The sequence below is a fragment of the Carboxydothermus hydrogenoformans Z-2901 genome, assembly GCF_000012865.1.
Taxonomy (GTDB): Bacteria; Bacillota; Z-2901; order Carboxydothermales; family Carboxydothermaceae; genus Carboxydothermus; species Carboxydothermus hydrogenoformans.
Window position 1 is genome coordinate 677,175 of sequence record NC_007503.1, and the last position, 24,688, is coordinate 701,862.

The 24,688-nt window shown below is 44.0% G+C and carries 23 protein-coding genes; 16 read left to right on the top strand and 7 right to left on the bottom strand.

Annotated elements, in window-relative coordinates; all coding sequences use genetic code 11:
- From cbiB to CHY_RS03515, 4 genes are read left to right on the top strand one after another with little or no spacing between them, the layout of a single operon-like run.
- Positions 1-960 (top strand): adenosylcobinamide-phosphate synthase CbiB, encoded by a 960-nt coding sequence (cbiB, locus tag CHY_RS03500; RefSeq protein WP_011343700.1) that lies wholly within the window; start codon positions 1-3, stop codon positions 958-960.
- A complete protein-coding gene (locus tag CHY_RS03505) occupies positions 957-2,294 on the top strand; it encodes a cobyrinate a,c-diamide synthase (protein ID WP_083757257.1) in 1,338 nt (445 codons plus the stop codon). Before cbiB ends, CHY_RS03505 begins: the two co-directional genes overlap by 4 nt.
- Positions 2,291-3,154: a kinase gene (locus CHY_RS03510; protein WP_011343702.1), complete on the top strand. Its 864-nt coding sequence runs from the start codon at positions 2,291-2,293 to the stop codon at positions 3,152-3,154. The genes CHY_RS03505 and CHY_RS03510 overlap by 4 nt, the downstream gene beginning before the upstream one ends.
- Complete coding sequence (locus tag CHY_RS03515) at positions 3,147-4,253, top strand: pyridoxal phosphate-dependent aminotransferase (RefSeq protein ID WP_011343703.1); 1,107 nt, start codon at positions 3,147-3,149, stop codon at positions 4,251-4,253. The genes CHY_RS03510 and CHY_RS03515 overlap by 8 nt, the downstream gene beginning before the upstream one ends.
- Positions 4,254-4,339: 86 nt before the next feature.
- Here the strand turns inward: CHY_RS03515 and CHY_RS03520 are convergent, their stop codons facing one another.
- Positions 4,340-5,575 (bottom strand): IS110-like element ISChy1 family transposase, encoded by a 1,236-nt coding sequence (locus CHY_RS03520; protein WP_011343704.1) that lies wholly within the window; start codon positions 5,573-5,575, stop codon positions 4,340-4,342.
- Positions 5,576-5,938: 363 nt separating this feature from the next.
- Between CHY_RS03520 and CHY_RS03525 the strand changes: the two genes are divergently transcribed.
- The 5 genes from CHY_RS03525 to CHY_RS03545 all read left to right on the top strand — a co-directional run bounded on the left by CHY_RS03525 (position 5,939) and on the right by CHY_RS03545 (position 10,271).
- The gene (locus tag CHY_RS03525) at positions 5,939-6,412 is read left to right on the top strand and encodes an ECF transporter S component (protein ID WP_011343705.1); all 474 of its coding nucleotides are present in this window, start codon (positions 5,939-5,941) and stop codon (positions 6,410-6,412) included.
- A 2-nt stretch (positions 6,413-6,414) separates the two neighbouring features.
- Complete coding sequence (locus tag CHY_RS03530; protein ID WP_011343706.1) at positions 6,415-7,143, top strand: hypothetical protein; 729 nt, start codon at positions 6,415-6,417, stop codon at positions 7,141-7,143.
- 101 nt (positions 7,144-7,244) lie between these two features.
- Positions 7,245-8,585 (top strand): IS200/IS605 family accessory protein TnpB-related protein, encoded by a 1,341-nt coding sequence (locus CHY_RS03535; protein ID WP_011343707.1) that lies wholly within the window; start codon positions 7,245-7,247, stop codon positions 8,583-8,585.
- Positions 8,586-8,737: 152 nt separating this feature from the next.
- Positions 8,738-9,496: a uroporphyrinogen-III C-methyltransferase gene (gene cobA, locus CHY_RS03540; protein WP_049752118.1), complete on the top strand. Its 759-nt coding sequence runs from the start codon at positions 8,738-8,740 to the stop codon at positions 9,494-9,496.
- Positions 9,497-9,503: 7 nt separating this feature from the next.
- Positions 9,504-10,271 carry an adenosylcobinamide-GDP ribazoletransferase gene (locus CHY_RS03545; RefSeq protein ID WP_011343709.1) on the top strand — a complete coding sequence of 256 codons (768 nt, stop codon included), beginning with the start codon at positions 9,504-9,506 and terminating at the stop codon, positions 10,269-10,271.
- A gap of 18 nt (positions 10,272-10,289) precedes the next feature.
- Here CHY_RS03545 and CHY_RS03550 read toward each other — a convergent pair whose 3' ends face one another.
- The 6 genes from CHY_RS03550 to CHY_RS03575 form a co-directional block, all read right to left on the bottom strand.
- Complete coding sequence (locus CHY_RS03550) at positions 10,290-11,306, bottom strand: asparaginase (protein WP_011343710.1); 1,017 nt, start codon at positions 11,304-11,306, stop codon at positions 10,290-10,292.
- Positions 11,307-11,370: 64 nt separating this feature from the next.
- Positions 11,371-12,000 (bottom strand): SurA N-terminal domain-containing protein, encoded by a 630-nt coding sequence (locus CHY_RS03555; protein ID WP_011343711.1) that lies wholly within the window; start codon positions 11,998-12,000, stop codon positions 11,371-11,373.
- Between the two features lie 83 nt (positions 12,001-12,083).
- Complete coding sequence (locus CHY_RS03560; protein WP_162485051.1) at positions 12,084-13,175, bottom strand: M12 family metallo-peptidase; 1,092 nt, start codon at positions 13,173-13,175, stop codon at positions 12,084-12,086.
- 320 nt (positions 13,176-13,495) lie between these two features.
- Complete coding sequence (gene pstA, locus CHY_RS03565) at positions 13,496-14,353, bottom strand: phosphate ABC transporter permease PstA (protein ID WP_011343713.1); 858 nt, start codon at positions 14,351-14,353, stop codon at positions 13,496-13,498.
- A complete protein-coding gene (pstC, locus tag CHY_RS03570) occupies positions 14,350-15,246 on the bottom strand; it encodes a phosphate ABC transporter permease subunit PstC (RefSeq protein ID WP_049752065.1) in 897 nt (298 codons plus the stop codon). Before pstC ends, pstA begins: the two co-directional genes overlap by 4 nt.
- Positions 15,247-15,251: 5 nt before the next feature.
- The gene (locus CHY_RS03575; protein ID WP_011343715.1) at positions 15,252-16,115 is read right to left on the bottom strand and encodes a phosphate ABC transporter substrate-binding protein; all 864 of its coding nucleotides are present in this window, start codon (positions 16,113-16,115) and stop codon (positions 15,252-15,254) included.
- 236 nt (positions 16,116-16,351) lie between these two features.
- Between CHY_RS03575 and CHY_RS03580 the strand changes: the two genes are divergently transcribed.
- From CHY_RS03580 to CHY_RS03610, 7 genes are all read left to right on the top strand, one after another.
- Entirely contained in the window at positions 16,352-17,020 is a 669-nt protein-coding gene (locus CHY_RS03580) for a manganese catalase family protein (protein ID WP_011343716.1), read from the top strand.
- A 256-nt stretch (positions 17,021-17,276) separates the two neighbouring features.
- Complete coding sequence (glpX, locus tag CHY_RS03585) at positions 17,277-18,254, top strand: class II fructose-bisphosphatase (RefSeq protein ID WP_011343717.1); 978 nt, start codon at positions 17,277-17,279, stop codon at positions 18,252-18,254.
- Between the two features lie 156 nt (positions 18,255-18,410).
- On the top strand, positions 18,411-20,252 hold the full coding sequence (locus CHY_RS03590) for a sigma-54-dependent Fis family transcriptional regulator (protein WP_011343718.1): 1,842 nt from the start codon (positions 18,411-18,413) through the stop codon (positions 20,250-20,252).
- Between the two features lie 297 nt (positions 20,253-20,549).
- Positions 20,550-22,343 carry an aldehyde ferredoxin oxidoreductase family protein gene (locus CHY_RS03595; protein ID WP_011343719.1) on the top strand — a complete coding sequence of 598 codons (1,794 nt, stop codon included), beginning with the start codon at positions 20,550-20,552 and terminating at the stop codon, positions 22,341-22,343.
- Between the two features lie 67 nt (positions 22,344-22,410).
- A complete protein-coding gene (locus CHY_RS03600) occupies positions 22,411-23,508 on the top strand; it encodes a tungsten cofactor oxidoreductase radical SAM maturase (RefSeq protein WP_011343720.1) in 1,098 nt (365 codons plus the stop codon).
- A 16-nt stretch (positions 23,509-23,524) separates the two neighbouring features.
- Positions 23,525-23,749 carry a MoaD/ThiS family protein gene (locus CHY_RS03605; RefSeq protein WP_011343721.1) on the top strand — a complete coding sequence of 75 codons (225 nt, stop codon included), beginning with the start codon at positions 23,525-23,527 and terminating at the stop codon, positions 23,747-23,749.
- Positions 23,750-24,571, top strand: coding sequence for a HesA/MoeB/ThiF family protein (locus CHY_RS03610; protein WP_049752066.1), 822 nt, complete (start codon positions 23,750-23,752; stop codon positions 24,569-24,571).
- The last annotated feature ends 117 nt before the right edge of the window (positions 24,572-24,688 follow it).

The window sequence follows — 24,688 nt, forward strand, 5'->3', positions numbered from 1 at the left end:
ATGAAAGGAATTTTTATTACCGTGGTTATTGCCTTGATACTGGACATTGTCTTTAAGGATCCAGGGCAAGATTATCATCCGGTAGCTTTAATTGGTCGTTATATTGCTTTTATAGAAAAAAAGCTTTACCCGAAAAAGCCTGCCAAGAAAGCCTTAATCCTTTGCGGTGGTTTGCTGGTAGGGCTGACCTTATTGCCGGTAAGTTTCATAGCTTTTATCTACCAGCATTTTACCCAGAAGCTACCTTTTCTTTTCCAGGTTGTTTTTCAGGGGGGCGGGCTGTTTTTTGCCATAGCCCCTACCGGTTTGGCTTTTTCGGTTAACACCATAAAAAACCACCTGAAAGATGGTAACCTTGCTGAAGCCCGAAAAAGTCTTGGAATGATTGTTAGCCGTGATACCCGGGAATTACCGGTGACGGAAGTGGTAAGGGGAAGTTTGGAGAGCCTTGCCGAAAATACCGGCGATGGGGTAGTGGCTCCCATATTCTGGTATTTAATTGGAGGACTTCCTGGAGTATGGTTTTACAGGACGGTTAACACTTTAGACAGCATGGTGGGCTATAAAAGTGAAAGGTATCTTTATTTCGGGCGCATTGCGGCAAAATTGGATGATCTTTTAAATTACCTTCCCGCCCGCATCACGGGAGTTTTAATGGTTTTAGCAGCATTTATCTTAAGATATGACTGGAAAAGGGCAATAAAAACCTGGCTTAGAGATGCTAAAAAACACCCGAGCCCCAACGGCGGAATTCCCGAAAGCGTCCTGGCGGGAAGTCTTGGGGTCAGGCTTGGAGGCGAAAACATTTACCACGGGCAGAAAAGCTTTCGGGCTTATTTAGGTGAACCGCTAAATCCGTTAACTCCGGAGGTAATAGATAAAGCTTTAAAGCTTTTCTGGTTTACAGTATTTTTAATGGTTTTGCTTTTTGGCGGTTTCTCTACGGTAGGAGGGGTATGATGAAAGGGTTTATTATAAGTGGTACTACTACAGGAGCTGGCAAAAGTACCTTAACCGTTGGTATCTTAGCAGCTTTAAAACACTTGGGCTTAAAGGTGCAGGCCTTTAAGGCTGGGCCTGATTACCTGGATCCTACCTACCACCGTTTAGCGCTTGCTAAACCTACCTATAACCTCGATGAGATCCTGACTTCTCCGGGATTGGTGCGCCGTCTTTTTTACGAAAAAGCTAAAGCAGCGGACGTGGCGGTAGTGGAGGGGGTAATGGGCTTATTTGATGGCCGGGACGAAAAGTTTACCGGAAGTACCTATCGCTTAGCCAGGTTTTTAAATCTTCCGGTAATTTTAGTGGTCGACGCCCAGAATCTTGGTACCACCGTAGCAGCTCAAGTTTACGGTTATCTTAAATTTAAAAAAGATATCAAAATTGCCGGGATTATTTTAAACAAAGTTTCGGGGAAAAACCATGCGGAACACCTCTTATCTGCCTTGAAACCGTTAGGGGTTAAGGTTTTTGGGGTGTTTTACCAAAACGAACTTCCCAGACTTAAATCCAGGCATTTAGGTCTTATCCCGGCCACCGAAGAGCAGAATATCCTGGAAATTATTAAAGAAATAAAAGATAAAGTGCTGGCAAAAATTAATTTTGCTGACTTGCTGGCAACTTTACCGGAGTTAACTGTTCCAAAAAAGCTTCCGGCAATTAAATACCCCGATTTAAAAGGAAAGCGCGTAGCTTACGCCTTTGATAAAGCTTTTAATTTTTATTACCAGGAGGCAATTGAGTATTTGAGAAGATCTAACGCCGAAGTCTTTGCGGTAAGTCCCTTAAACGATTCCGATTTTCCTCCCGTAGACTTACTTTTTTTGGGGGGTGGTTATCCCGAGCTTTTTGCCAGGGACTTATTTTTAAACCAAAAATTTATCCAGAATTTAAAAAAGAAAATCCAGGGTGGTCTTAGAGTTTATGCGGAATGCGGCGGTTTTATTTATTTAACTTCCGGCGTTAAGGTTAAGGAGCAAACTTATCCTTTGACCGGTATATTACCCGGGGAAATGGAATTAACCGATAAACTTCAGGGCCTTGGTTATTATCGGGGAAAGCCGGTTGGAGGCTACCTCGGGAAAAATTTTCAAAAGGAAATCTGGGGGCATAAATTTCATTACTCCACTTATACAGGGCCGCAGGACAATCCTGCGTATCTCTTGCAGAAAAACGGACGGGAAGCCTTTGATGGGGTGGCGAGAGATAATATTTTTGCCTCGTTTTTACATCTTAATTTCTACGGTAAGGCCGATTTAGTAAAGACCCTTGTAGGTGGAAGAAAAGGATGAAAATAAAAGCGTATGTTTGCGGTACGGCGGGAGAACTGGTTCAGGGAAGTATTGGAGGAAAAGATTTTTTATTAACTGCCCCGGTTAACATAGGGAATATAGTTGAAATTGCTCTTAACGAAAAACTTGATATTCCCGAAGATCGACCCAAAATCAAGCGGTTAGTGGAAATATTTTATAGTAAGTTTTCGATTAAACATAAATTTACCATAAAAGTTACGAGAAATCTTCCCGAAGGCCGGGGCATGGGCAGCAGCACGGCGGATTTAGCCGGAAGTTTGGCTGGGATGTTAAAGCTAAGTGGAATTAGAATTAACCGCGGGGAGTTTTTAAAAATCTTAACCCAGGTTGAGCCCACCGATGGGAGCTTTCTTCCGGGAATTTCTCTCGTTGACCACCGCCGGGGGAGTTTTTGGTACCGAATAGCGGCGGCAAAAAATTATAAAATATTTTGGATTGATACCGGCAAAGCGGTAGATACGATTGCCTTTAACCGGCGGGAGGACTTAAAGGAGCTAAATCGGCTTAAAGAGCCCAAAGTGCGACAGGCGCTCAAAATGGTGTTCTGGGGTTTAAAAACCGATAATCCCTATCTTTTTGGGCGGGGGGTGACCGTTGATGCTTTTGCCCACCAGTTAATATTGCCTAAGGAGGAACTTTTCTGGGTTTACAGGGTTGGTAAAGAACTGGGAGCGGTGGGGGTTAACGTGGCCCATAGCGGCAGCGGGATTGGCCTTTGGTTTCATAATTCGTGGTCGCAGGAAAAAGAAGAAATCTTAAGAAAAGAGTTTTCTTCCTATACATGCCGGGTATTAACCCTGGTGGATGGAGGAATTACTTTGGAGGTTCATGATGCTTGAACACGGAGGAAATAAGCAACTTTTTTACGAAAAATACGGGGTTTTACCGCGTTACGATTTTAGCGCCAATTTAAACCCCCTGGGTCCACCCAGAGACGCTCTTAAACTTTTGCGGGAAAACTTAAAGGAGTTAATTTCTACCTATCCCGATTATCGGTACCGGGAGTTAGAAAAGGCGGCTTACGGGTATTTTCAAAAGGAAGAAGTAGTTCTGGGAAACGGGGCTTCGTCCCTTTTAAACTATTTACTTTTTTATCTAAAACCTTCCCGGGGGTTAATTATCGGACCTACTTTTAACCTTTACGAAAAAACGCTAAGAAATCGCGAGATACCGGTAGAAAAGCTGGACTGTGCTTTAGAGGAGAAAGGGTATAGTAATGCCAGGGCTTATCTTTTGCAAAAAGGCCGGAAGGGAGATTTATTGTTGATTTGCCGGCCAAACAACCCCGATGGCTCTGCCTGGCCCGTAAGTGAATTATTTAAATTAATTGCTTTATGTCAGGAAAAAGGGATAAAGCTTCTTTTAGATGAAAGTTTTGCCGATTTTATGGAAGATGAGAGGGAAATCTTTTGGCGAAATTCCGGAAAGTTAAAAGATGTCTATATCTTAATTTCCCTTACCAAAATTTTTGCCATTCCCGGTTTAAGGCTTGGAGCTTTAATCTTACCGGAAAAGGATTATAAAGATTTTAAAAAATTTTTACCGGAGTGGGAGATAAATAATCTGGCAGCGGAGATAGGGCCGGTACTTTTTGCCCAGAGGGATTATCTGTTAAAAACCAGAGCTTTAATAAAAAAAGAAAGGGAGTATTTAAGCCAAAATCTTTTTCGTCTTGGCTTTCAGGTTTTGCCGTCTAAAGCAAATTTTTTAATGGCTTATCTTCCTGAAAGTATCAGCTCAGAACAGCTTCTTTCTGAACTGGCAAAATACCGGATAGCTGTAAGACCGCTCCAAAATTTTGGCTTGAAACGGGAAGCGGTGCGGATTGCGGTAAAAACCCGGAAAGAAAACCGGGTGCTTATAAATACCTTAAAAAATATTTTATTCAAGACTCACGGTAAAAAGTCAAGGACCAAGAAATGGAAATTAGAAAAGTAGGGGCTAAAAAAGGCAATAATAACCCTCTCCAACTATATGGTAATAGTTGGAAAATAGCAGAGAAGAGAAAAGGTTTTATTCAAGAACTATTTCATCACCGTCCCTTTGTAGATTTGGCCTTTGCTCAGCAGGGCAAAGACCAGCCTTACTAATTTGCGGGCAGTTAGAACCAGCGCTCGCTTATGTTGATGCTTGGTAACTTCGTGATACTTGCTCTGGTAGTAGGCCTTATACTCCTCGTTGTGCACCCGCAACGAGTTGGCGGCCTGGACCAGGTAGTAACGCAGGTACCGGTTGCCACTTTTTGTCAGGCGGCGTTCTTCGGCGTCAAAATCACCTGATTGGTAGCGGGTCCAGGTAAGGCCGGCATATTGAGCCAGAGCGGCTTGATCTTTGAAACGTTTGATATCGCCAATTTCGGCTATAATACCAGCAGCCGAGATGGGACCGAGGCCTTTTACGCTGGTCAGAGTTTGAGGTATGGCTTCTAACTCCCGGCAAATGACTTTATCCAGTTGTTTAAGCTGCCTTTTGAGGTGGTCAATATTCTGCAGAGTAAGAGAAAGAGCTACCTCACAAGCTGCGAGCATTTTAGGATTAAGGCGGTAGGCGCGACGGGCAGCCTGTTTGAGGGCCTTAGCCATATTCTCAGGTGAGGCTAATTTGTTATTACCATGGGACTGGATGAACTCTGCCAGCTCTTCCAATGGCATTTCTATAAGTTCATCTGGTGTAAATTCCTGTAATACCGCCAGGGAGGCCTTACCGAAAGTTTGACTAAAAGGCTTGTCCTGGTGATAATTAGAAAACTTAAGGAAGAGGAGATTTAAGGCTCGGTTCTGCTCGGCCGTCACCATTTCCACGAGGTGTAGGCGCAGGCGGGTGAGCTGGCGCAAAGGTTCAGTCACTATAGTTTCCCGGCTACAAGGGGTAAGATGGCCGAAGCGCACCCGTTCTGCGATAACGTAAGCGTCGAGGGCATCTGTTTTAGGGCGCTTGGTACCGAAGGCCTTCTTAAAACTGGCCACCATGACGGGGTTTATTTCATAGACCTTGGTGGAGTATGGCTTAAGCTTTGGGGAGTCCAGGAGGAACTGACGGAGATGGACGCTGTAGATAGAGGTGGCCTCCAACCCTATATGAAGTTGCTGGATGTTAAACTTATGGGCGAGACCATCCAGCACCTCAACCATAGCAGAAGCGCCTTCGAGGCTGTTAGGAAAAGACTTAACTGGGGCGAGCTGTTGCCCTTGCTCATCGAGACACACCAAGTCGCATTTAAGAGCGCTGACATCAATGCCTGCAAAAACGACCCGGGCCAAAGGGTATCCCTCCTTGGGCTGGCCCAAATTAGGGGCGTGCCCTGCGGGTACGTCGCGTAACAACCTCGCGGGGCGATGAGAGCGTGGCAGGACAGCCGGGGGTGCACCTCTGGCCTGCTGAATCCAGAAGCCGGCTGGCCTGTTGGCTCAGCTCACGCGTAAGAAACATGCGCCGCACCGCAAGGGTCTCACTCTTACATGAGTAGTCACCGGGTTTACTCGGGCTACAGGAGGTATTTAAGAGTGACCCCGGACCAACCTATTTTAATCTTCGCAAAGGCACGCCAAGTTATCAAGAACCCTTAACCTAATTTTTCGGCTCGGGTTCTATGGTAATTTAAATTATACGAGGAGGTTTTTTAAATGAATATCCGAACCCTTACTACTTTAGCAATTTTAATTGCCTTAAGCGCCGTTGGCGCCTTTATTAAAATTCCCAGTCCTACCGGAACCGTAGCTTTGGATAGTTTACCCGGTTATTTTGCGGCCCTTTATTTGTCCCCGGGTTTGGGAGCTTTGGTGGCTGCTCTGGGCCATTTGCTTTCCGCCGCTACTGCAGGTTTTCCCCTGACCTTACCGCTCCACCTGTTAGTTGCGCTGGAGATGGCCATTTTTGCTGCGGTATTTGGAGTTTTAGGTAAGCGCAATGTTATTGTAGGTATTGTGGTGGCTACCTTATTAAATGGAGTCATAGCTCCCCTTTCCTTTGCCATTATGCCCAAATTTGGTATGGCCTTTTTCACCGCCATGGTTGTACCCCTTTTGGTGGCATCGTTTGTTAATATTTTGCTGGCCGGTTTAACTGCCCGGGCTCTTCGCGGGAAAACGGAGAGATGAGTATGGCCGGATTTAAATACCGGGATTTAACCATCGTACCTCTATCCCGGGAAAAGATGGTAATTGCTGCCGATAGCATTGGTGGGGTTGGTCCGAAAGCCGGGGATATAGTAAAAACTTCCGGAGAAATCGTTGGTCGTTACGGGGCTCGGGTGGTATTGATGGAGCTTTTAGCGGTAAAGGCCAGGCCGCAGGTAATTTCCTGTACCGTTTCGTGTGAATGGGAACCTACTGGTAAGGAGATTTATCAGGGGGTTTTGGCGGAAGTAAAAACCCTGCCTTTTGCCATTGATATTACCGGAAGCAGTGAAAAGAATTTTACTACAAATACCACGGGAGCCGGTTTTACGGCGGTGGGCCTGGGAGACGAGCTTTTAGTAAACAGGATTTGCGAAACTTCGGACTTATATATCGTAGGCGTACCTCTGGTAGGGGAAGAAGTGTTAAAATTTCCGGAACTGCAGGCTACACCTCATCTGGTGTATGAATTGAGCCAAAATAATGATGTACTGGAAATAATCCCCTGTGGGTCCGGCGGAGTTGGGGCGGAACTAATGTGGCTTAAAAATCAGGGATTTGAAATAGAGAACGTTATAGCCCCTCCCTTTTCCCTGGAAAAATCGGCAGGACCGGGAACTTCACTGCTGGTGGCGGTAAAAGAGGGTATTGAGCTTAAAGCGGCGATTCCGGTACATTATCTGGGTAAAGCCATAAAAGTCAAAAAAACTTAGGAGGTAGCAACAGTTAAGCCAAACAATGCAGAATAGTGCAATAATACTTACTCAGCAATGGATGAGGTTAATTTTACAAAATTGCAAGCGTGGTGAAAGCCGTGAAGCAAATCATAACAATCCAGGCAAGGTTATACCCAAAGGCGGAGGAGAAAGAGGTATTAGATAACTTAATGCGAAAGTGGAACTCCTGTAAGAGATATGCTTATAACCGCCTACTTGAAGGGAAAACCCGAAAAGAGCTCAAGAAAGAACTGCAAAGCCTATTTGGATTGAATTCCAGATATGCAGACGATGCTATTCTTGAAGCTAACGAAATTTTGCAAAGCACCAAAGAACTTGGAGAAAACCCACGCAAGGTTATCTTTGGCGGGAAAGTATTGTTTTATAGACTAAAAAGCAAACATTTAAGCAGTGAGCAGAGGCAAAAGTACAAAAAAGAGTGGGAAGATAAGCGCAAAGGAACCCTTTTCTCCAGAGGGGATAAAACCAAGCAGGGGAATTTAAATTTAAGAGTTATTGAAGAAAATGGCCAATTCTTTTTAAGAGTAAATGCAGGTAATAGAAAATGGCTGTTTATAGAACTTAAAAGTTCGCATAAAAAATGGAGAAAGTTTGCAAAAACAATGCTAAATTCCTGTCCTTACAGCGTTCGTTTGCAGAGGAAAAACAATAAATACTATGCTTACATTTCTTTTGAAGATAACCTACCTGTTGCATCAATAGATTTCAGCAATGGAGCTATCGGGATAGACTTAAATGCTTTTCCATCACACATAGCCTGGGCTGAAATAAAAAAAGACGGCAATTTAGAAAGCTTTGGAGAAATCCCCACACCACATCTCTGGGACGGGAGAAAAGAAAAAAGAGATTACTTTGCATGGGTATATGCCAACGAAATTGTAAAATTAGCCCTTGAGAAAAACAAAGGCATCGTAGTAGAAAAGTTAGCGATAAAAGACAAAGGCTACCGGGGAGATTACAAGGGAAGAAAATCCAGAAGGGTAAAACACAGTTTTAGCTATAGAAAGCTTATTGCCAGAATAAAGACCCTTGCCCAGAGGTACGGTGTAGCCATAAGAGAAGTAAGTCCAGCTTATACAAGCGTGATAGGAATGCTAAAGTATGCACCACAATTCAACCTAACAAAAGATACAGCAGCAGCCTATGTGATAGCCCGAAGAGGATTGGCTTTAAGGGAGAAAATTCCCTTGAAGTATAGAGAGCTTTTGAAAAGCCTGCAAAGCAAGTCACGGTCGGTATCTTCATTAACCGAAGGAAGGAATGAAGGTACTGCGGTAAAGGGGAAAACCTTACCGTACAAACCGTGGCGAGTTTTGCGGGTAGCCCTCCTGACCGGAGCTCTCCTGGGCAGGCCATTATATCGTGACCTGTCACCGCTGAAGAGGATGCTCGTAAGCGGTATGGGAGAAGGTGGCTGAATGGCCACGGCCAGTTCCTGCTTCTTGGGGCAGGGGCTATGGCTGTCCCAAATACCGCCAGTTGGGGCTGGGGCAGTCTGAAAGGCGGACAACAAATACCCCAACCTTCTAAACTGATGCAGTTTTGCACAGTTTGGATGACCAGGTTTGCAATGAACGGCAAGGTATATTTAGTAGGGGCGGGACCGGGAGACCCGGAGCTCATTACGGTAAAAGGGATAAAACTTTTAAAAGAGGCTCAGGTGGTCGTTTACGACCGGCTGATAAGCCCCGAGCTTCTAAAATATGTAAATCCTTCTGCTGAACTTTACTATGCCGGAAAAGCTCCTGGCCGACACAGTTTAAATCAGGAGGAGATAAACGAGCTTTTAATACAAAAAGCCCGGGAAGGAAAAATGGTGGTACGGCTTAAAGGGGGAGATCCTTTTGTTTTTGGCCGGGGAGGGGAAGAAGCTTTGGCTTTAACCCGGGCCGGGATTCCCTTTGAGGTGGTTCCGGGAGTTACTTCGGCGGTAGCGGTACCGGCGTATGCGGGTATTCCGGTAACTCACCGCCGGATTGCTTCAACTTTTACGGTAGTTACCGGCAATGAAACGGAAAATAAAGAAGAGCGGGAGGTAGACTGGGAAAAAATTGCCCGGGTCGGGGGTACCATTGTCATTTTAATGGGATTAAGTAACCTTCCGTTTATAAAAGGTGAACTTTTAAAATACTTGCCTGCCACCACACCGGTGGCGGTAATTTACCGGGGAACTACCCCCAGCCAGAAAATTGTCACCGGGACCCTGGAAGACATTGTAGAAAAGGTATTGGCGGCGGGAATCAAGCATCCGGCGGTAATTGTGGTGGGTGATGTGGTAAAATTACAAGGGGAGCTTGGCTGGTATTCCCCATCAGCATTAACGGAGTGAGCTTAAAATGTTAACTACCTTTCTTTTAGGCCTTACCTTTTTCACCAGGATTCCGGTGCCGGGAAAACTTAATTTTTCCGAAGAAAAATTTAACAGGGCTCCTATCTTTCTTCCCGCTTATGGTTTAGTTACCGGTGGTATCTTAGCCTTAATAATTGAATTATTCGGAAGGTCCTTTCCAGGCTTTTTCTGGGCCGGAGTTATAATAGCCGGGCAAATCTATTTATCGGGAGCCCTGCATATCGATGGGTTACTGGATAGCCTTGATGCAATTTACTCCAACCGCGACCGGGAAAAAAGGCTGGAAATTTTAAAGGACTCCCGGGTAGGCTCGATGGCGGTGGCGTTTTTTGGAGCGTTTTTAATTCTAAAATACGGAAGTTATGCTTCCTTTACTCCGAAAGTGCAGGCCTTTACGGTGCTGATTTCCGAAATTATCCTGCGTGGAACGGGCTACCTGGTGATTTATTCCTTCCCCTATGTGGGCTCTTCCCTGGGACGGGGTTTTAAAGATAATGCTTCAACTGCCGGGTTAATCTTTACCCTGGGGCAAACCTTAATCTTTACCCTGGGAGCAGCGGCGTTTTTTAATTTTTCTCTAATTAAAATTTTAATAATTTTGCTTTTGGCTTATCTTTTTGCGTTTGTGGTGGCAGCTCGCTGGCAGCAGTTTTTTGGGGGACTAACGGGAGATAATTACGGCGGAATTATGGAATTAACCGGCCTTTTTGTGCCGGTGGCGGTTTTACTTATCAATAATATTGGGGTGGTGTGATACCACCCCTTTTAGCTTTTAATGGATTGTTAAGGTAAAATTTGCTTTTATTTCTCCGACCATTTCTTTTTTGTGATTTTTAATAACCGGACGGTAGTGGGTAGCTAATTTTTTAAGTTCCTCGTCACCGATAAATCCAAGCTGGCGCAGGGCTTCTAAAGTAATAGCCCCCAGGGCCCGGGCGTTACCATCGGCCACTTTTACCGCTACGGCAATACCTTTGTTAAGAATACCTACGATTTGCACCGCTTCCGCCCCTATCTTTGAGACAAACCTACCGGGAAAACTTCCCATTAAATCGGTATCAAAACGGCCGGTTCCTGCGACCATTACCGGATAGGCATTCATGCTGTGTAATACTGTTTTTACCGCTTCTTTTAATTTCCCGGAAAACAGGTCGGGCCGTGAGAGTTTCGCAAAGGCTAAAGCTCCATTTTTCAGGGGTACGGCAAAAACCGGTACCCCGCAGCCGTCAATGCCGATCTTTATATTTTCTGGAGAAACTTCGGTAAAGTCAGCAATAAACTTTAAAATTTCCTGCTGGACCGGATGGTCTATCTTTTCGTATCCCGTTAAAGGGTAGCCGGAAACTTTGGCCAAAGCTAACATACCCGCATGTTTTCCCGAACAGTTGTTATAGAGGGGTGATGGCTCTAATCCCTCCTGTTTAAGCCATAAGGCGGTTTTCCGGTCAAAAGGTTCATGGGTGCCGCAGCTTAGATAACCTTCGTCAAGCCCGATTTTTTGTAAAATTCCTGCTACCGTTTGGGTATGCTCTACGGTTCCGCTGTGGGAAGCGCACATTACAGCAATTTCTTTGGCGCTAAAATCATAGGGTAAATCTTTTACCAGAAGAGGTAAAACCTGAATAGGTTTGGCGGAAGACCTTAAGAAAGTAACGAGCTCCGGGTTTCCGGCAGAGGCTACAATCTTGCCGGTGTAATCGACCACGGCAATGGAACCAAAGTGGACACTTTCGACGATATCACCCCGGGTAACTTCTGCCAAAAGAGTGTAATCTGTTGCAAAATTCATTATCTCACCTCATTTTTCTCCTCCATCCAATTATATCATTTTCGTTAACTCCGGAGTATCTTGTTTAATAAACAACCCCTGGAGTTTCTTTACGAAGGCTTTCTTTAAAGTTTTGAATGTTTTCTTGAAGGAAGGTAATGTCGGCTTTCTCCCGAAGCTCTTTTACCCATTTAGCAAAGATTTCTTTTTCTTTTTGCGAAGTTTCTAGAGGTTCATGCTCTCCCGTTGGCTTATTTTTCTGAGATGAGATGACTTCAGTATATAGCTTTTGGATGATAATCCGGTTTTTCAGGATCTCTTTATACTCTTTTTCCGACATTTGTGTATAAATTTGCTGGTATAATGACGGCAAATGGTTTTTAAGCTGCTTCAGCCTTGCTTCTATTTCTTCCCTTGTGGCATCTATCTTTCGCCTCTTGGCTTCCTGCAGAATAAGTTTTTCATCTATTAGGTCGGAAAGGATTTGGTCGAGGCGGTTAGCAGCCTGGCTTCCTGCTATCCGGTAGTTTTTGATAACCTTATTCACTTCCGAAGTAGTTAAGGCTTCGCCGTTTATAATTACCAGAACGTTAGGTTGATAGGTTTTCTGATTTACATTTAAAAAAAACTTAACCGATAGCAGCAACCCAGCTAACGCGAAAAAAATACCACATAATAATATGTTTTTATTATGTAGTTTATAAAAAGGTTTCAAGTATAATCTTCCTCCTCCGGCACTTTCTTTTCCTAAAAAAACAGAGCGGGACCTGCCCCGCTCTTTAAAGTTTTTGCTTAAATTTAATATCTATCCCGCTTGTTAAGCCATTCGGACCTATGGTCTGCACAGAGGGTAGTGTTTTCGGTGGGACCGTAGAGAATGGGGTACATTAAGCAGGTTGGCTGCGTGCAATGGTTATTTCCATCGGTGGGTGACCACTGGGCCAGACCGTAATTATGTCCCGTTTCGTGACGAACGATTATTCCATTCCAGCTGCTTCCGCTGTCAAAGATTAGTGAGCCAGGTTTGTTAATGTACGCTATACCTAAAGTATTTCCGTAAGTTTGTCCGGAAAAAGCTACCATAAGATCAGCACCGTTGGTGAGACCGACTTCTATTTTAGCTTCATCCAGTAGATCTCCAGGAGTTATATTATTGGAATTCCAGACATTTTGGGCAACGGAATAGAAATCTATACCAAATTGTTCGTATAGGTAGTCGTCCGCAACTTCAACGGCATAGTTGGCCCAGTACCTCCAATTTGTACCGTAGCGGGCCCGCCATTCTTCGTCGCACGGCTCATTTATATAAACAGGTATTGAGAAAAGACTAAAAGCTTCGTTATTACCGAGGATGGGCGGTTTCATGTTTTTTTCGGGCAGGGAGTCCGGGTCTGGCGGTTGTGGCCCATTGGGATCCGAGGTTACGATGTCAACAAGCAGCCCGGTTTTTGGGTCAAGATATACCCCGGCCTTTGGATACGCTTCGTTATTACCGAGGATGGGCGGTTTCATGTTTTTTTCGGGCAGGGAGTCCGGGTCCGGTGGTTGTGGTCCATTGGGATCCGAGGTTACGATGTCAACAAGCAGCCCGGTTTTTGGGTCAAGATATACCCCGGCCTTTGGATACGCTTCGTTATTACCGAGGATGGGCGGTTTCATGTTTTTTTCAGGCAGGGAGTCCGGGTCCGGTGGTTGTGGTCCATTGGGATCCGAGGTTACGATGCAATAAAGCTGTCCGGTTTTGGGGTCGGTATATACACCCGGCTTAGATATAACATTCGAAGCCGCTAACGTAACCGGTACGGAAAAGAGAAGAACCCAGGAAAGAAAAGCCGTAGTCATAATTCTTTTCAACCTTTTGGCATTTCCCTTGCGAATCACAGGTTTCACCTCCTTCCCCCAAGTTCTATAGACCATTGGGCAAGCTGCGAGTGGGTCTGCCTCAATTGACTCCATAGCATTTATCTTAATTCCGAACTTTATCTACCAATATTGCTTATTAATACTTTTTCTTAGTAAAATTGTAGCAGCTAGCAAAAAAATGTAAAGAGTATTTTTTGTAACTTTTTATCAAATTGTCGGAATAAAAGGGGTAAAAAAATTTGTACGGTATCCAGCGCGGCAAAGGGGAAATTTATGCCGGGGGTAACCTCTGGATTTTAACCACTATAAGCTAAAGAGGCCGTAAGCTTTTGCCTACGGCCTCTTTCCTAATTTAACTTTACCTTTTTTTCATAACGTTTTGTTGGAATTACCAGCAAAAGGTTAAAAATCAGTACCAAAATTAAAAGCAAAGCGGCGCTGCCATCGGCAATGCGGGTGGCATCGGGAATTAGTCCTTCGGAATTAACATACCAGAGGTGGACGGCCAGAGTTTCACCGGAAGCAAAGGGGTTTAAGTCGAACATAAAGCGGGAAACGGTGGTACCCGCAGTAAAAATCAAAATAGCTGACTCGCCAATGGCCCTTCCAGCTACCAGAGTTACCCCGGTAATGATGCGGGGTAAGGCTGCAGGGAGTACGACCCGGAAAAGGGTTTGACTTTTTGTTGCGCCCAGGGCCAGGCTTGCCATGCGGTACGATTTGGGAACTGCGCGTACAGCTTCTTCGGTAACCCTTATTAGTACCGGTAAATTTAAAAGGGATAAAGTTAAAGCGCCACCGATAATTGTAAATCCAAGCCCCAGGAAATTCACAAAAATGATCATGCCAAAAAGTCCAAAGACGATGGAAGGGACGGTCGCTAACATTTCAGTACTGGTTCGGATAATATTAACTACCCTACCAGGCTTAGCATATTCGGCCAGCCAGATGCCTGCTCCCAGGCCTACGGGCAAAGAAAAAGCAAGAGAAAGCACCAAAATATAAAAGGTGTTAAATAGTTCAGGCCCCACACCTCCCCCTGCTTCCATCTCGGAGGGAGGACCGAAAATAAAGGAAGGGGTTAAAACCGGCAATCCGCGTTTTAAAATGTAAAAAATAAAGGATATAAGAATACCAAGAATGGTGAGGCCCGCCAATGTTAATAAAGTAGTAGCCAGCTTATCGATAAATTTATTTTTTTTCAATGGCCTTCCTCCTTGGATGCGGTAAATTTTCGCACTAATAAAATTAAACCTAACGCAATAAGTAGCAACACAAAGGCCATTAAAAAGAGAGCATTATTCCATGTGGAATTAAAGGCCGTATTTCCCATTTCCATCACAATTTCCGAAGTCAGGGTGGCAGTAGGTTGAAACAGGGAACGGGGGAAAAGAGGTGTATTGCCAATAACCATTTGCACGGCCATTGTTTCCCCGATAGCCCTTGCCATTCCTAAAACTAATCCGGTGATAATTCCCGGCGCTGCTGCCGGCAGGAGAACATGCCAGATGGTCTGCCAGCGGGTTGCCCCCAGGGCATAAGAAGCTTCTTCTAACGACCGGGGGACCGACCGCAGAGCATCTTCGGCAAGGGATAAAACCGTGGGTAAAATCATTATAGCTAAAATAATTCCGGCTGCCAGCAACCCAAAGCCGTTTTGGTTGGGTGAGATTTGGCGAATTGCTGGAACAATAATTGTAAGGCCAACCCAACCGTAGACTACTGAAGGAATACCTGCCAGTAAATCTACTACTGTGCGCAAATATCCCGTCAGCCAGGAAGGAACTATTTTCGCCGAAAACATAGCACCGGCTATACCTAAAGGCCCACCCAGCAGAAGAGCTAAGAGGGTTACGAAAAAGGAACTGCTGATAAACGTAAGAGCTCCAAACTGGTTTTGGTCGGGAGCCCATTTTGTACTGCCGAAAAACTCCAAAGGACTGACGGCTAAAAAAGTTTTTAACCCCTGTTTACCTACAAAAACAACAATAGCTGCTATGGTAAAACAAACTACCATAGCAGTTAGAAAAAAGATATATTGAATTAAAAGCTCTTGCTTTTTTCTAAGCACTACTATAAACCGCCTTTCTATGTTCATACGGTTTATTTCATTTTACTTATCGATAAGAAGCCCAATTTTTCCACGTAGTTATTTTGAAATTCATCGCTTAAAACAAAGTCCAGGAAATCTTTTACCACACCGGTAGGCTCACCTTTCGTATACATGTGTTCATAGGCGTATAAGGTATACTTTTTGTTATAAACGTTTTCGGGAGTGTACTCTACCCCATTATATTTTAACACTTTTACCGAATTATCGATATATGCTGCATCAATATAGCCAATTGAACCGGGGGTTTGAGAAATTGCTTTTCGCACCGCTCCGTTGGAGTCCTGAATTATTGCTTTATCGGTAAATTCTTTGCCATCTAAGACGAGGTCGGTGATTACTTTGCGCGAACCGGAAGATTTTGCCCGGTGAATAATGGTGATTTTGGCGTCATTGCCGCCAACTTCTTTCCAGTTGGTAATTTTACCGGTAAAGATATCTGCTAACTGTTCTTTAGAAAGGTTATCCACCTTAACATCAGGATTGACGATGATCACGAAAGGAGCAACCGCAACTTGATGGTCAACTAAACCTTTACCCGCAGTTTCAGGGTCTTTTTCGGCATCGACATCGCTATTGCCGATATCTACCGCACCTGCAATTACCTGTCTGAGTCCTGTAAAAGAGCCTCCTCCAGAAACATTCACGGTAACTTTGGGATTTTTCTCCATGTACAAGGTAGCTGCTTGTTTGGCTAAAGGCAAAAGGGCGGTAGAACCGGCAAGGGTGATCTTACCTTCCTTGGTAGTTTGCCCGTTTTGCGGGGTAGCTTGCTCATTTTTTTTAGCACAACCTCCAGCAAAAAGCAAAGCCACCACCAGGATGCTGATAATCGCTACAATTCCATACTTTTTCATCTTTTTTCCTCCCTGGTTTTAAAATTTTCTTGTCTTTAATATAACCGGTAAATGTTATTTTTTTTCGAGCAGGAAAGTTAACAAAAGTTAAAAAAAGGTTAAAGGTATGTTTAGCGGTCCAGAGTAATTTCCTGAAGCCATAGATTTAGAGCTTTTTCTTTAATGATACATAATTTTTAACCCATTACATAATATAAGCTTGGTATAAAAATTAAATTGGGAAAGGGGAAGAAAAAATGTTTAAACACGAAAAAGCTTTATTACATGAAGTGGGAGTTGAAAGACCAAACCCCAATTATGCGGCCATGCTTCAAGAACAATTAGGGGGTCCTCACGGGGAACTAAAAGCGGCCATGCAATACCTTTCTCAAAGCTTCAGGATCAAAGATCCGGCCCTGAAAGATCTATTCTTAGACATCGCTGCTGAGGAGTTAAGTCACATGGAAATGGTGGCAGCTACCATTAATCTTTTAAATGGTCATGAGTTAAATGCCAGTAATGCTACCGTTGGCACGATTGAAGCCCACGTTTTATCAGGGTTAAATCCTGTACTAACTAACGCTTCGGGTGAGCTTTGGACAGCGGCGTATGTTGATGTAACTGGCGACCTTGCTGCTGATATTCTTTCAAATATTGCCGCTGAACAGCGGGCAAAGGTAGTGTATGAGTACCTGTATCGACAGATAAACGATAAAAAGGTGCGGGAAACGATTGATTTTCTCCTGAATCGCGAGGAAGCCCATAATACCCTTTTTCGGGAAGCCTTTAATAAATTACAGGAAACCGGCTCTTTAAAAGACTGGGGCGTCACCCAGGATTCAAAATTATACTTTGATTTATCGACACCCGGAAAATACTTTTCACTAAATGCGGCAAATCCGCCGAAATTTGAAAGCCCCCAATAATTCAATGAAACTACTCTCCCTGTAATAGGGGGGAGTAGTTTTATAAAAATGAAATATTAAACAAAATAATATGAAAATTTAGACTTTACAAACAATTTCTCGTGTTTTATAATTAGAGAAAAGCAATTAAGCTAAACATTTTACCGGGAGAAAATCCCGGTTTTTTTATTTCTAAAAGCAGTAAATATGATACAATAATTAATGTGTGATGCCGAAAAAAGTTACATAATTTTTAAAGGAGGACTTTTAAATGGAGATGGAGAGAAAGCTATCCTTGGAATTTGCCCGGGTAACGGAAGCGGCGGCGGTAGCTTCTGCCCGCTGGATGGGCCGGGGGGATAAGCATAAGGCTGACCAGGCCGCTACTGAAGCAATGCGGGCGGTTTTTGATACCATAGATATTCGCGGTGAAGTGGTTATCGGCGAAGGGGAAATGGATGAAGCGCCGATGCTTTACATCGGGGAAAAATTAGGTACCGGTTATGGCCCGGCTTTAGATATTGCCGTTGATCCTCTGGAAGGGACCAATCTTGTCGCCAAAGGTTTAAATGGCGCCATTGCGGTGGTGGCTGCTGCTCCCAAGGGGTGTCTTTTAAACGCTCCCGATATGTACATGGAAAAAATTGCCGTTGGTCCGGCAGCAGCGGGTAAAATCCACCTTGATGCTCCCGTTAAAGATAACCTGAGGATAGTTGCCGAAAGTCTGAAAAAATCGGTAGCCGATTTAACGGTGGTGATTTTGGATCGCCCCCGCCACGAAAAAATAATTAAAGAAGTGCGGGAGGCGGGAGCCAGAATAATGCTGATCTCCGATGGAGATGTTTCACCGGCTATAGCCTGTGCTTTTGAGGATTCCGGGGTGGATATGATGATTGGTATTGGTGGAGCCCCGGAGGGAGTTTTAGCTGCCGCTGCTTTAAAATGTCTGGGCGGAGAGCTGATGGGGAGGCTTGTGCCGGAAGATGATGAGCAGATGGAACGGTGCCGGAAAATGGGTCTTGCTGATCCCCGGCAAATTTTAACGTTAGATGATTTGGTAAAGAGCGATGATGTCATTTTTGCGGCTACCGGAATCACCAACAGTAACCTTTTAAAAGGCGTGCGGTTTACGGCCAATGGAGCGGCCACTCATACGTTAGTTGTTCGGGGGAAAACCGGTACCGTTAGGTTTATTGAAGCCTTGCACCGTTTCGATAAGAAGCCAATATATAATTTAATAGGTTTGAATGTTTAAAGAATAAAAAATAAAATTTTAAATTTTAAAAGTAGCTTTCTTGAATAAGCTTTATAAGGTTTACACCGAGCAAATAAAAGCAGGGGCTTTTTAAGCGAAGTCCCTGCTTTTTGTAAAGGAGAGTAAAAAATATTACAAGCGGGGGAGTATGGAAGAATGAATGAGCAATGGCGGCGTTTTATTTCAGGGGAAGACCCTGTAAGCAGCGTAGATCCGCTAATCTTGCGTTCCTGGAAGAGGTGTAGAGAAAAAGTAGTTGATTACCAAAGAGTTATTAATAACGATATACTTCCTGCACCGCTTTTACGAGAACGCTGGCAAAAGCAGGAAGAATTACTGAAAGCAGCAGAACAGGTATTGCCCCATATCTACCGCTTACTGCAGGGCCAAAACTATATGGTTATACTTTGCGATTCTGAGGGATATATTTTAAAAGCAATAGGCGATCCCCCGTTTCTGAATAAAGCTCAGAAAGTGTACTTATCGCCTGGGGCTAACTGGCGGGAAGATATTAAAGGAACCAACGCCATTGGTACTTCTATTTCTGAAGGTACGGCTGTTAAAGTTTTAGGCTGGGAACATTATGTCCAGGAAAACCATTTTTTAAATTGCTGGGCTGCACCGGTGTACAATTCTGAAGGAAAGATGGTAGGGGTGTTGGACATATCCGGGGAAAACGGAAGGAGTGACAACCGTCTTTTAGAAATTGCCCTCATGGGGGCCAAAATAATTGAGCAAAATCTCTTATTGCAAGAATTGCAGAAAAAGGTTGTTATTAGCCAGCAAGGGCTTCAACTGGCAGGTAAGATGCTGCAGGAAGGGGTTATTGTTATTGATAACCAAGGGATAATTACCGAGATAAACCAAAAGGGCGCCCAGATTTTGGGCAAACGGCGAGAGGAAGTTATAGGTAATTTGATAAGTGATGTTTTGGGTAGTGCTAAAAGCTTCTCGCTTAGCCCAAAGGAAGAAAAGTTCCAAATTAATGCAGGGCTTGGGGAGAAAATTGGTGACAAGAGGTTTGATACCGTTTATGCACTGAACCGGGCTGGGCAAAATGTGATTGAACAACATAGATGGGTCGGCAACAGTACCAAATCGAAACAGGTGTTAGAAATAGTAGCAAAAGCAGCTGCAGTTAATTTGTCGGTGCTGCTACAGGGAGAGAGCGGTACGGGAAAAGAGGTAATTGCCCGCTATATTCATCAGCTCAGCGACCGGAAGAATGGTCCGTTTATTGCCATAAATTGTGCTGCTTTGCCGCCTAATTTAATTGAAAGCGAGCTTTTCGGTTACGTTGAAGGAGCTTTTACAGGTGCTAAAAAAGGTGGACAGCCCGGGAAGTTTGAACTTGCTAATGGTGGTACGATCTTTTTAGACGAAATCAGCGATATGCCATTGAATGTTCAAGCAGCGTTATTACGTGTACTTCAGGAACGGGAAGTTTGTCGTATCGGAGATAATAAAGTTAGAAAAATTGATGTTAGGGTCATTGCCGCAACTCAAAAAGATTTGCAGCAGTTAGTCAATGATGGGTTATTTCGTTTAGATTTATATTACCGCTTAAAAGTCATTACCATAAACTTACCGCCACTGCGTGAACGGAAGGAAGATTTGTATGAGCTGGTACCCTATTTTGTTAACAAAGCTTGTCAAAGTATGGGTAAACCGCTTTTGAGTGTGGACCGAGAAATTTACTCTTATTTCCTTGCATACCACTGGCCGGGAAATGTGAGAGAGCTCGAAAACTGTATTTACAGTATGGTGGCATTAGCTACCGGTTCGCAGCTCACAGTTGCCGATTTGCCGGTAGAATTGCGCCAGAATTTGGAATCTGTTCAAGCTGATAGTAGTTCACTTTTGGAGCAAAAGACCAAGCTTGCGATACTGGAAGCGTTAAAACAAACAAATGGGAAAATTGCTCCGGCTGCTCGATTGTTGGGAATGGGGCGGACCACACTGTACCGCAAGCTGAAAAAATATAACCTGCTCAAATAGAAACAGTTTGTTGGGACAAAATGTTTCAGAAAGGAACATTTTATTTTGTATTTTTCGGAAAGCTGTAAATTTTTATACTTTATAAATATCTGAAAATTGGCATAGATTTTGCAATTATACTAAGTTGCTAACACAACCACAAAAATTTAGGAGAGGAGGAATGAGAGTCTCGGGAGAAACTCCTCAAATTAGTAATAATTTTTTTAAAAAATCTTTTTTTTAAAAAAATCTTGAACTTAACTTTATGGTCAATTATAGTTAGAGTAGAAAGTATTTTATTTTACAAGGAGGGTTTTTATGGCCGGCTATTGCGGGAAAGTATTGAGGGTTAACCTCTCCACCGGTGAAATTAAAAAGGAACCGCTGGATTTGGAGGTGGCCAAGAAGTTTTTAGGCGGTCGGGGTTTGGGAAGTTATATTTTATCCAAAGAAATCGACCCTGCTGTGGATCCGCTATCTCCGGAAAACAAAATTATTTTTGCTACCGGTCCATTGACCGGATCATCGGCGCCGACCTCCGGACGCTACATGGTGGTAACTAAATCTCCGCTTACCGGTACTATTGCCAGTTCCAACTCCGGAGGCTTTTGGGGGGCTGAATTAAAATTTGCCGGCTATGATTTAATCATTGTAGAAGGAAAAGCGGCAAAACCAAGCTACATATATATTAATGATGACACCGTTGAAATCCGGGATGCGCAGAATTACTGGGGGAAATTAGTATCTGAAACCACCGAGCTTTTACAAAAAGAAGTGGGAGATCCCAAAGCCCGGGTCTTGACCATTGGTCCTGCCGGGGAAAGGCTTTCGCCCATAGCTGCCGTTATGAACGAAAAATACCGGGCTGCAGGTCGTTCCGGTGTAGGAGCGGTAATGGGCAGCAAAAACTTAAAAGCAATTGTGGTAAGAGGGTCCGGAAAAATTGAACCGGCGGAGCCGGAAAAAACCAAGGAGCTCTTATCCAGACTTTTAAAGAAAATTCGAGAAGATGGGGTTACCGGTCAGGGCTTGCCCAATTATGGTACCGCGGTTCTGGTAAATATTATCAATGAAAACGGTATTTTACCCACTAACAACTTCCAAAAATCTTACTTCCCAACTGCCGATGCTATTTCCGGGGAAACTTTATCCGAAAAATATTTAGTGAAAAAAGACCCCTGCTACCGTTGTCCGATTGCGTGCGGTCGTTACTGCAAAGTTGATGATGAAGAAGGCGGCGGGCCGGAGTACGAAACTATCTGGGCCTTTGGTGCCGATTGCGGCGTTGACGATTTAGCTGCCATAATTAAAGCCAATAACCTGTGCAACGAATACGGCTTAGATACGATTTCCGCAGGAGCAACCATTGCCTGCGCTATGGAGCTTTACGAAAAAGGCCACATTAAGAAAGAAGAATTAGACGGTCCGGAGTTAAAGTTTGGTTCTGCCGAAGCTGTCATTGAATGGACCAGGAAGATGGGGGCGGGCGAAGGTTTTGGAGCCAAACTGGCCCTTGGGTCGTATCGGTTAGCCGAATCTTACGGTGTTCCGGAACTTTCGATGTCGGTGAAGAAACAGGAATTACCGGCTTATGACCCCCGTGGTGTTCAGGGCCATGGTCTGCAGTATGCTACTTCCAACCGGGGAGGCTGTCACGTCCGGGGTTACCTGATTTCTCCGGAAATTCTCGGCTCTCCGGAAAAAATTGACCGCTTTGCTTTAGAAGGAAAAGCCAACTGGGCCAAGCTCTTCCAGGACTTAACGGCGGTCATTGACTCCCTTGGTCTTTGCCTCTTCACCTCCTTTGCCTTAAATGCCGATGACTACCGGGAACTCTTTAACTATATCGTTGGGGAAAATTACACTACGGAAGATATTTTAACTGCCGGCGAACGAATCTGGAATTTAGAGCGGGTCTTTAACTTAAAAGCGGGAATCGATGCTAAAGAGGATACCTTACCCAAGCGGCTTTTAGAAGAACCTGTACCCGATGGACCGTCCAAAGGACATAAACACCGCCTGGCAGAACTTTTACCGGAGTATTACAAGGTACGGGGTTGGGACGAAAAAGGGGTACCAACCGCCGAAAAGTTGCAAGCTTTAGGTTTATAAACAACTAAAAGCAGGGACTTCCCAAACGGAGTCCCTGCTTTCTTAATAAAGGAGAGAACAAAAAAATATGATTTTACAATTTAAGGACTACCAGATAGTTCTCGAACCCCAGCCGGATATCCAGGAAATATATCTTGAATTATCAGGTTTGTGTAATTTAAACTGCCGCCACTGCTATCGCAATAGCTGGAGTTACAAAGGTGGACTGATGGAAAGGAAAACCTGGGAGAAAGTTTTGGAAGATGCAAAAGCTTTACCTTTACTTTCGCGGATTGTTTTAGGGGGTATTGGCGAACCGCTACTTCATCCGGAAATTAAGGAAATAATTACTAATATAAAAGCAATGGGGCTTAAAGTAAGTATTACTACGAACGGCTTTCTTCTTACTGAAGCTATGGCCCGTGATTTTGTGAATTTAGGGGTTGACGAAATCATTGTTTCCATTGATGGGTTTTTGCCGGAAACTTTTGCGGAAAACCGGGGGGCAGATATAGGTAACTTATGGAGTAATTTAAAGCAACTTAATTTAATAAAGCAGCAAAATAAAAGCAGCCAGCCGGAAATATTAGCGGAGATGGTGGTAAATAAGAGAAACTCCCAGGAGATTTTTAAACTTATTCCCAGGCTTTTAGAGTATAATATTAAAGTTTTGTATGTTAGCCAGCTTATGCCGGTAGTAAAAGAAAAAATAGAAGACATTTTTTACCAGAAGTATCCCGATGAGAAGCTTTTAGAGTGGCGAACATTGGTAGCCCGGGCTTCCATGTATTCCGGGGTAAAAGTCCTCTTACCGGAGATGGGGCTTAATACCCACCGTTCCTGCCGGTTTGTGGAAGGAAAAAAAGTAGTGGTGCGGTTTGACGGTGAAGTATCTCCTTGCTACCGGTTTTTACACGATTCCCGGGAATACGTTTTTGGACGGGAAAAGGAAATTCGGGCAGTAAGTTTTGGGAATGTTAATAAAGAGAGCCTGGCGGAGATCTGGACGAAAGAGGCTTTTGTTAAATTTCGTTTTTTGGAACATATGAACCACTACCCTTCCTGTCCTGATTGCGAATGGGTTGACGGCTGTGATATGGTCTGGAATATTGAAGAAGACTGCTGGGGTAATAAACCGTCCTGTGCCGATTGCCTTTGGGCCAGGGGATTAATTTTTTGCCCGTAAAGAGGAGGTGAAGCGAATGAAAATTGAGATCCGGCTTTTTGCAACTTTCCGGGAAGGACGCTTTAAAAAAGAAGTTTGGGACCTTCCCGAAGGAACAAAAGTAATCGATGTTTTAAACCGTTTAGGGATTAAACCGGAAGAAATAGCCATCCTTTTAGTTAATGGTTTGGATGCCGAGCCTGACCGCGTATTAAAAGACGGTGACTATATTTCCCTGTTCCCACCGGTGGGAGGTGGTTAAGTGTTAAGTAAAGGAGAAAAAAATCTCCTGGGTAATATTTTTCGCCGGGAAGGTATTAAGGAATTATCCCTGGAAACAACCGAGAGAATTTCCCGGGAAACCGGTATTGCTCTACGCGCTATTGAATATTTTGCCCTCGAAAACGGGGTTGTGCCCCGGAAGTATGCCCGTAATATCGGAAGTTTTACTTTAGCTGGGCAGAAAAAACTTTTAGCTTCCAAAGTAATGGTTGTGGGCTTGGGCGGACTTGGTGGCTATGTTTTGGAAGAACTGTGTCGAGCAGGCGTGGGAGAAATAGTGGGGGTTGATGGCGATGCCTTTGAGGAATCCAATTTAAACCGCCAGCTTTTGGCTACAGAAAAAAATCTTGGGCAGAAAAAAGCCAATAAAGCCAGAAAAAGGGCGGCGGAGATCAATCAAACGGTGGTGGTAAGCGGTTTTGTAACCAAGGTCGAAAATCTTCCGGAAACTGCCTGGCAGGGAGTAGAGCTTGTCTTTGATTGTTTAGATAATATAGAAAGTCGTTTTTACCTCGAAGAAAAAACAAATAACCTTGGACTGCCCCTGGTGCACGGAGCAATAGGAGGCTGGTACGGCCAGGTCGGGATTGTTTGGCCCGGAAGTAACCTTTTAACCAAGATTTACCGGGAACGGAAAAAAGGTATAGAACAAACCCTGGGGAACCCTCCTTTTACTCCGGCGGTGGCGGCAAGTTTAATGGTAGCTTTGGGGATTAATTTGCTTCTGGGAACGTTGGAAAAAGAAAGCGTATTTTACTTTTTTGATTTAAAAAATATGGAGTTTGAGAAAATAAGCTTTTAAAATTGTATTACCAATCACAAAGACTGCTTAATTTACCTTTTTCTTTTTTTCCTGAAAAACCAGTGTGTAAACAAATGTTTACAGATTGACAAGTTGATTTAAGCAGGAGATGCAAGG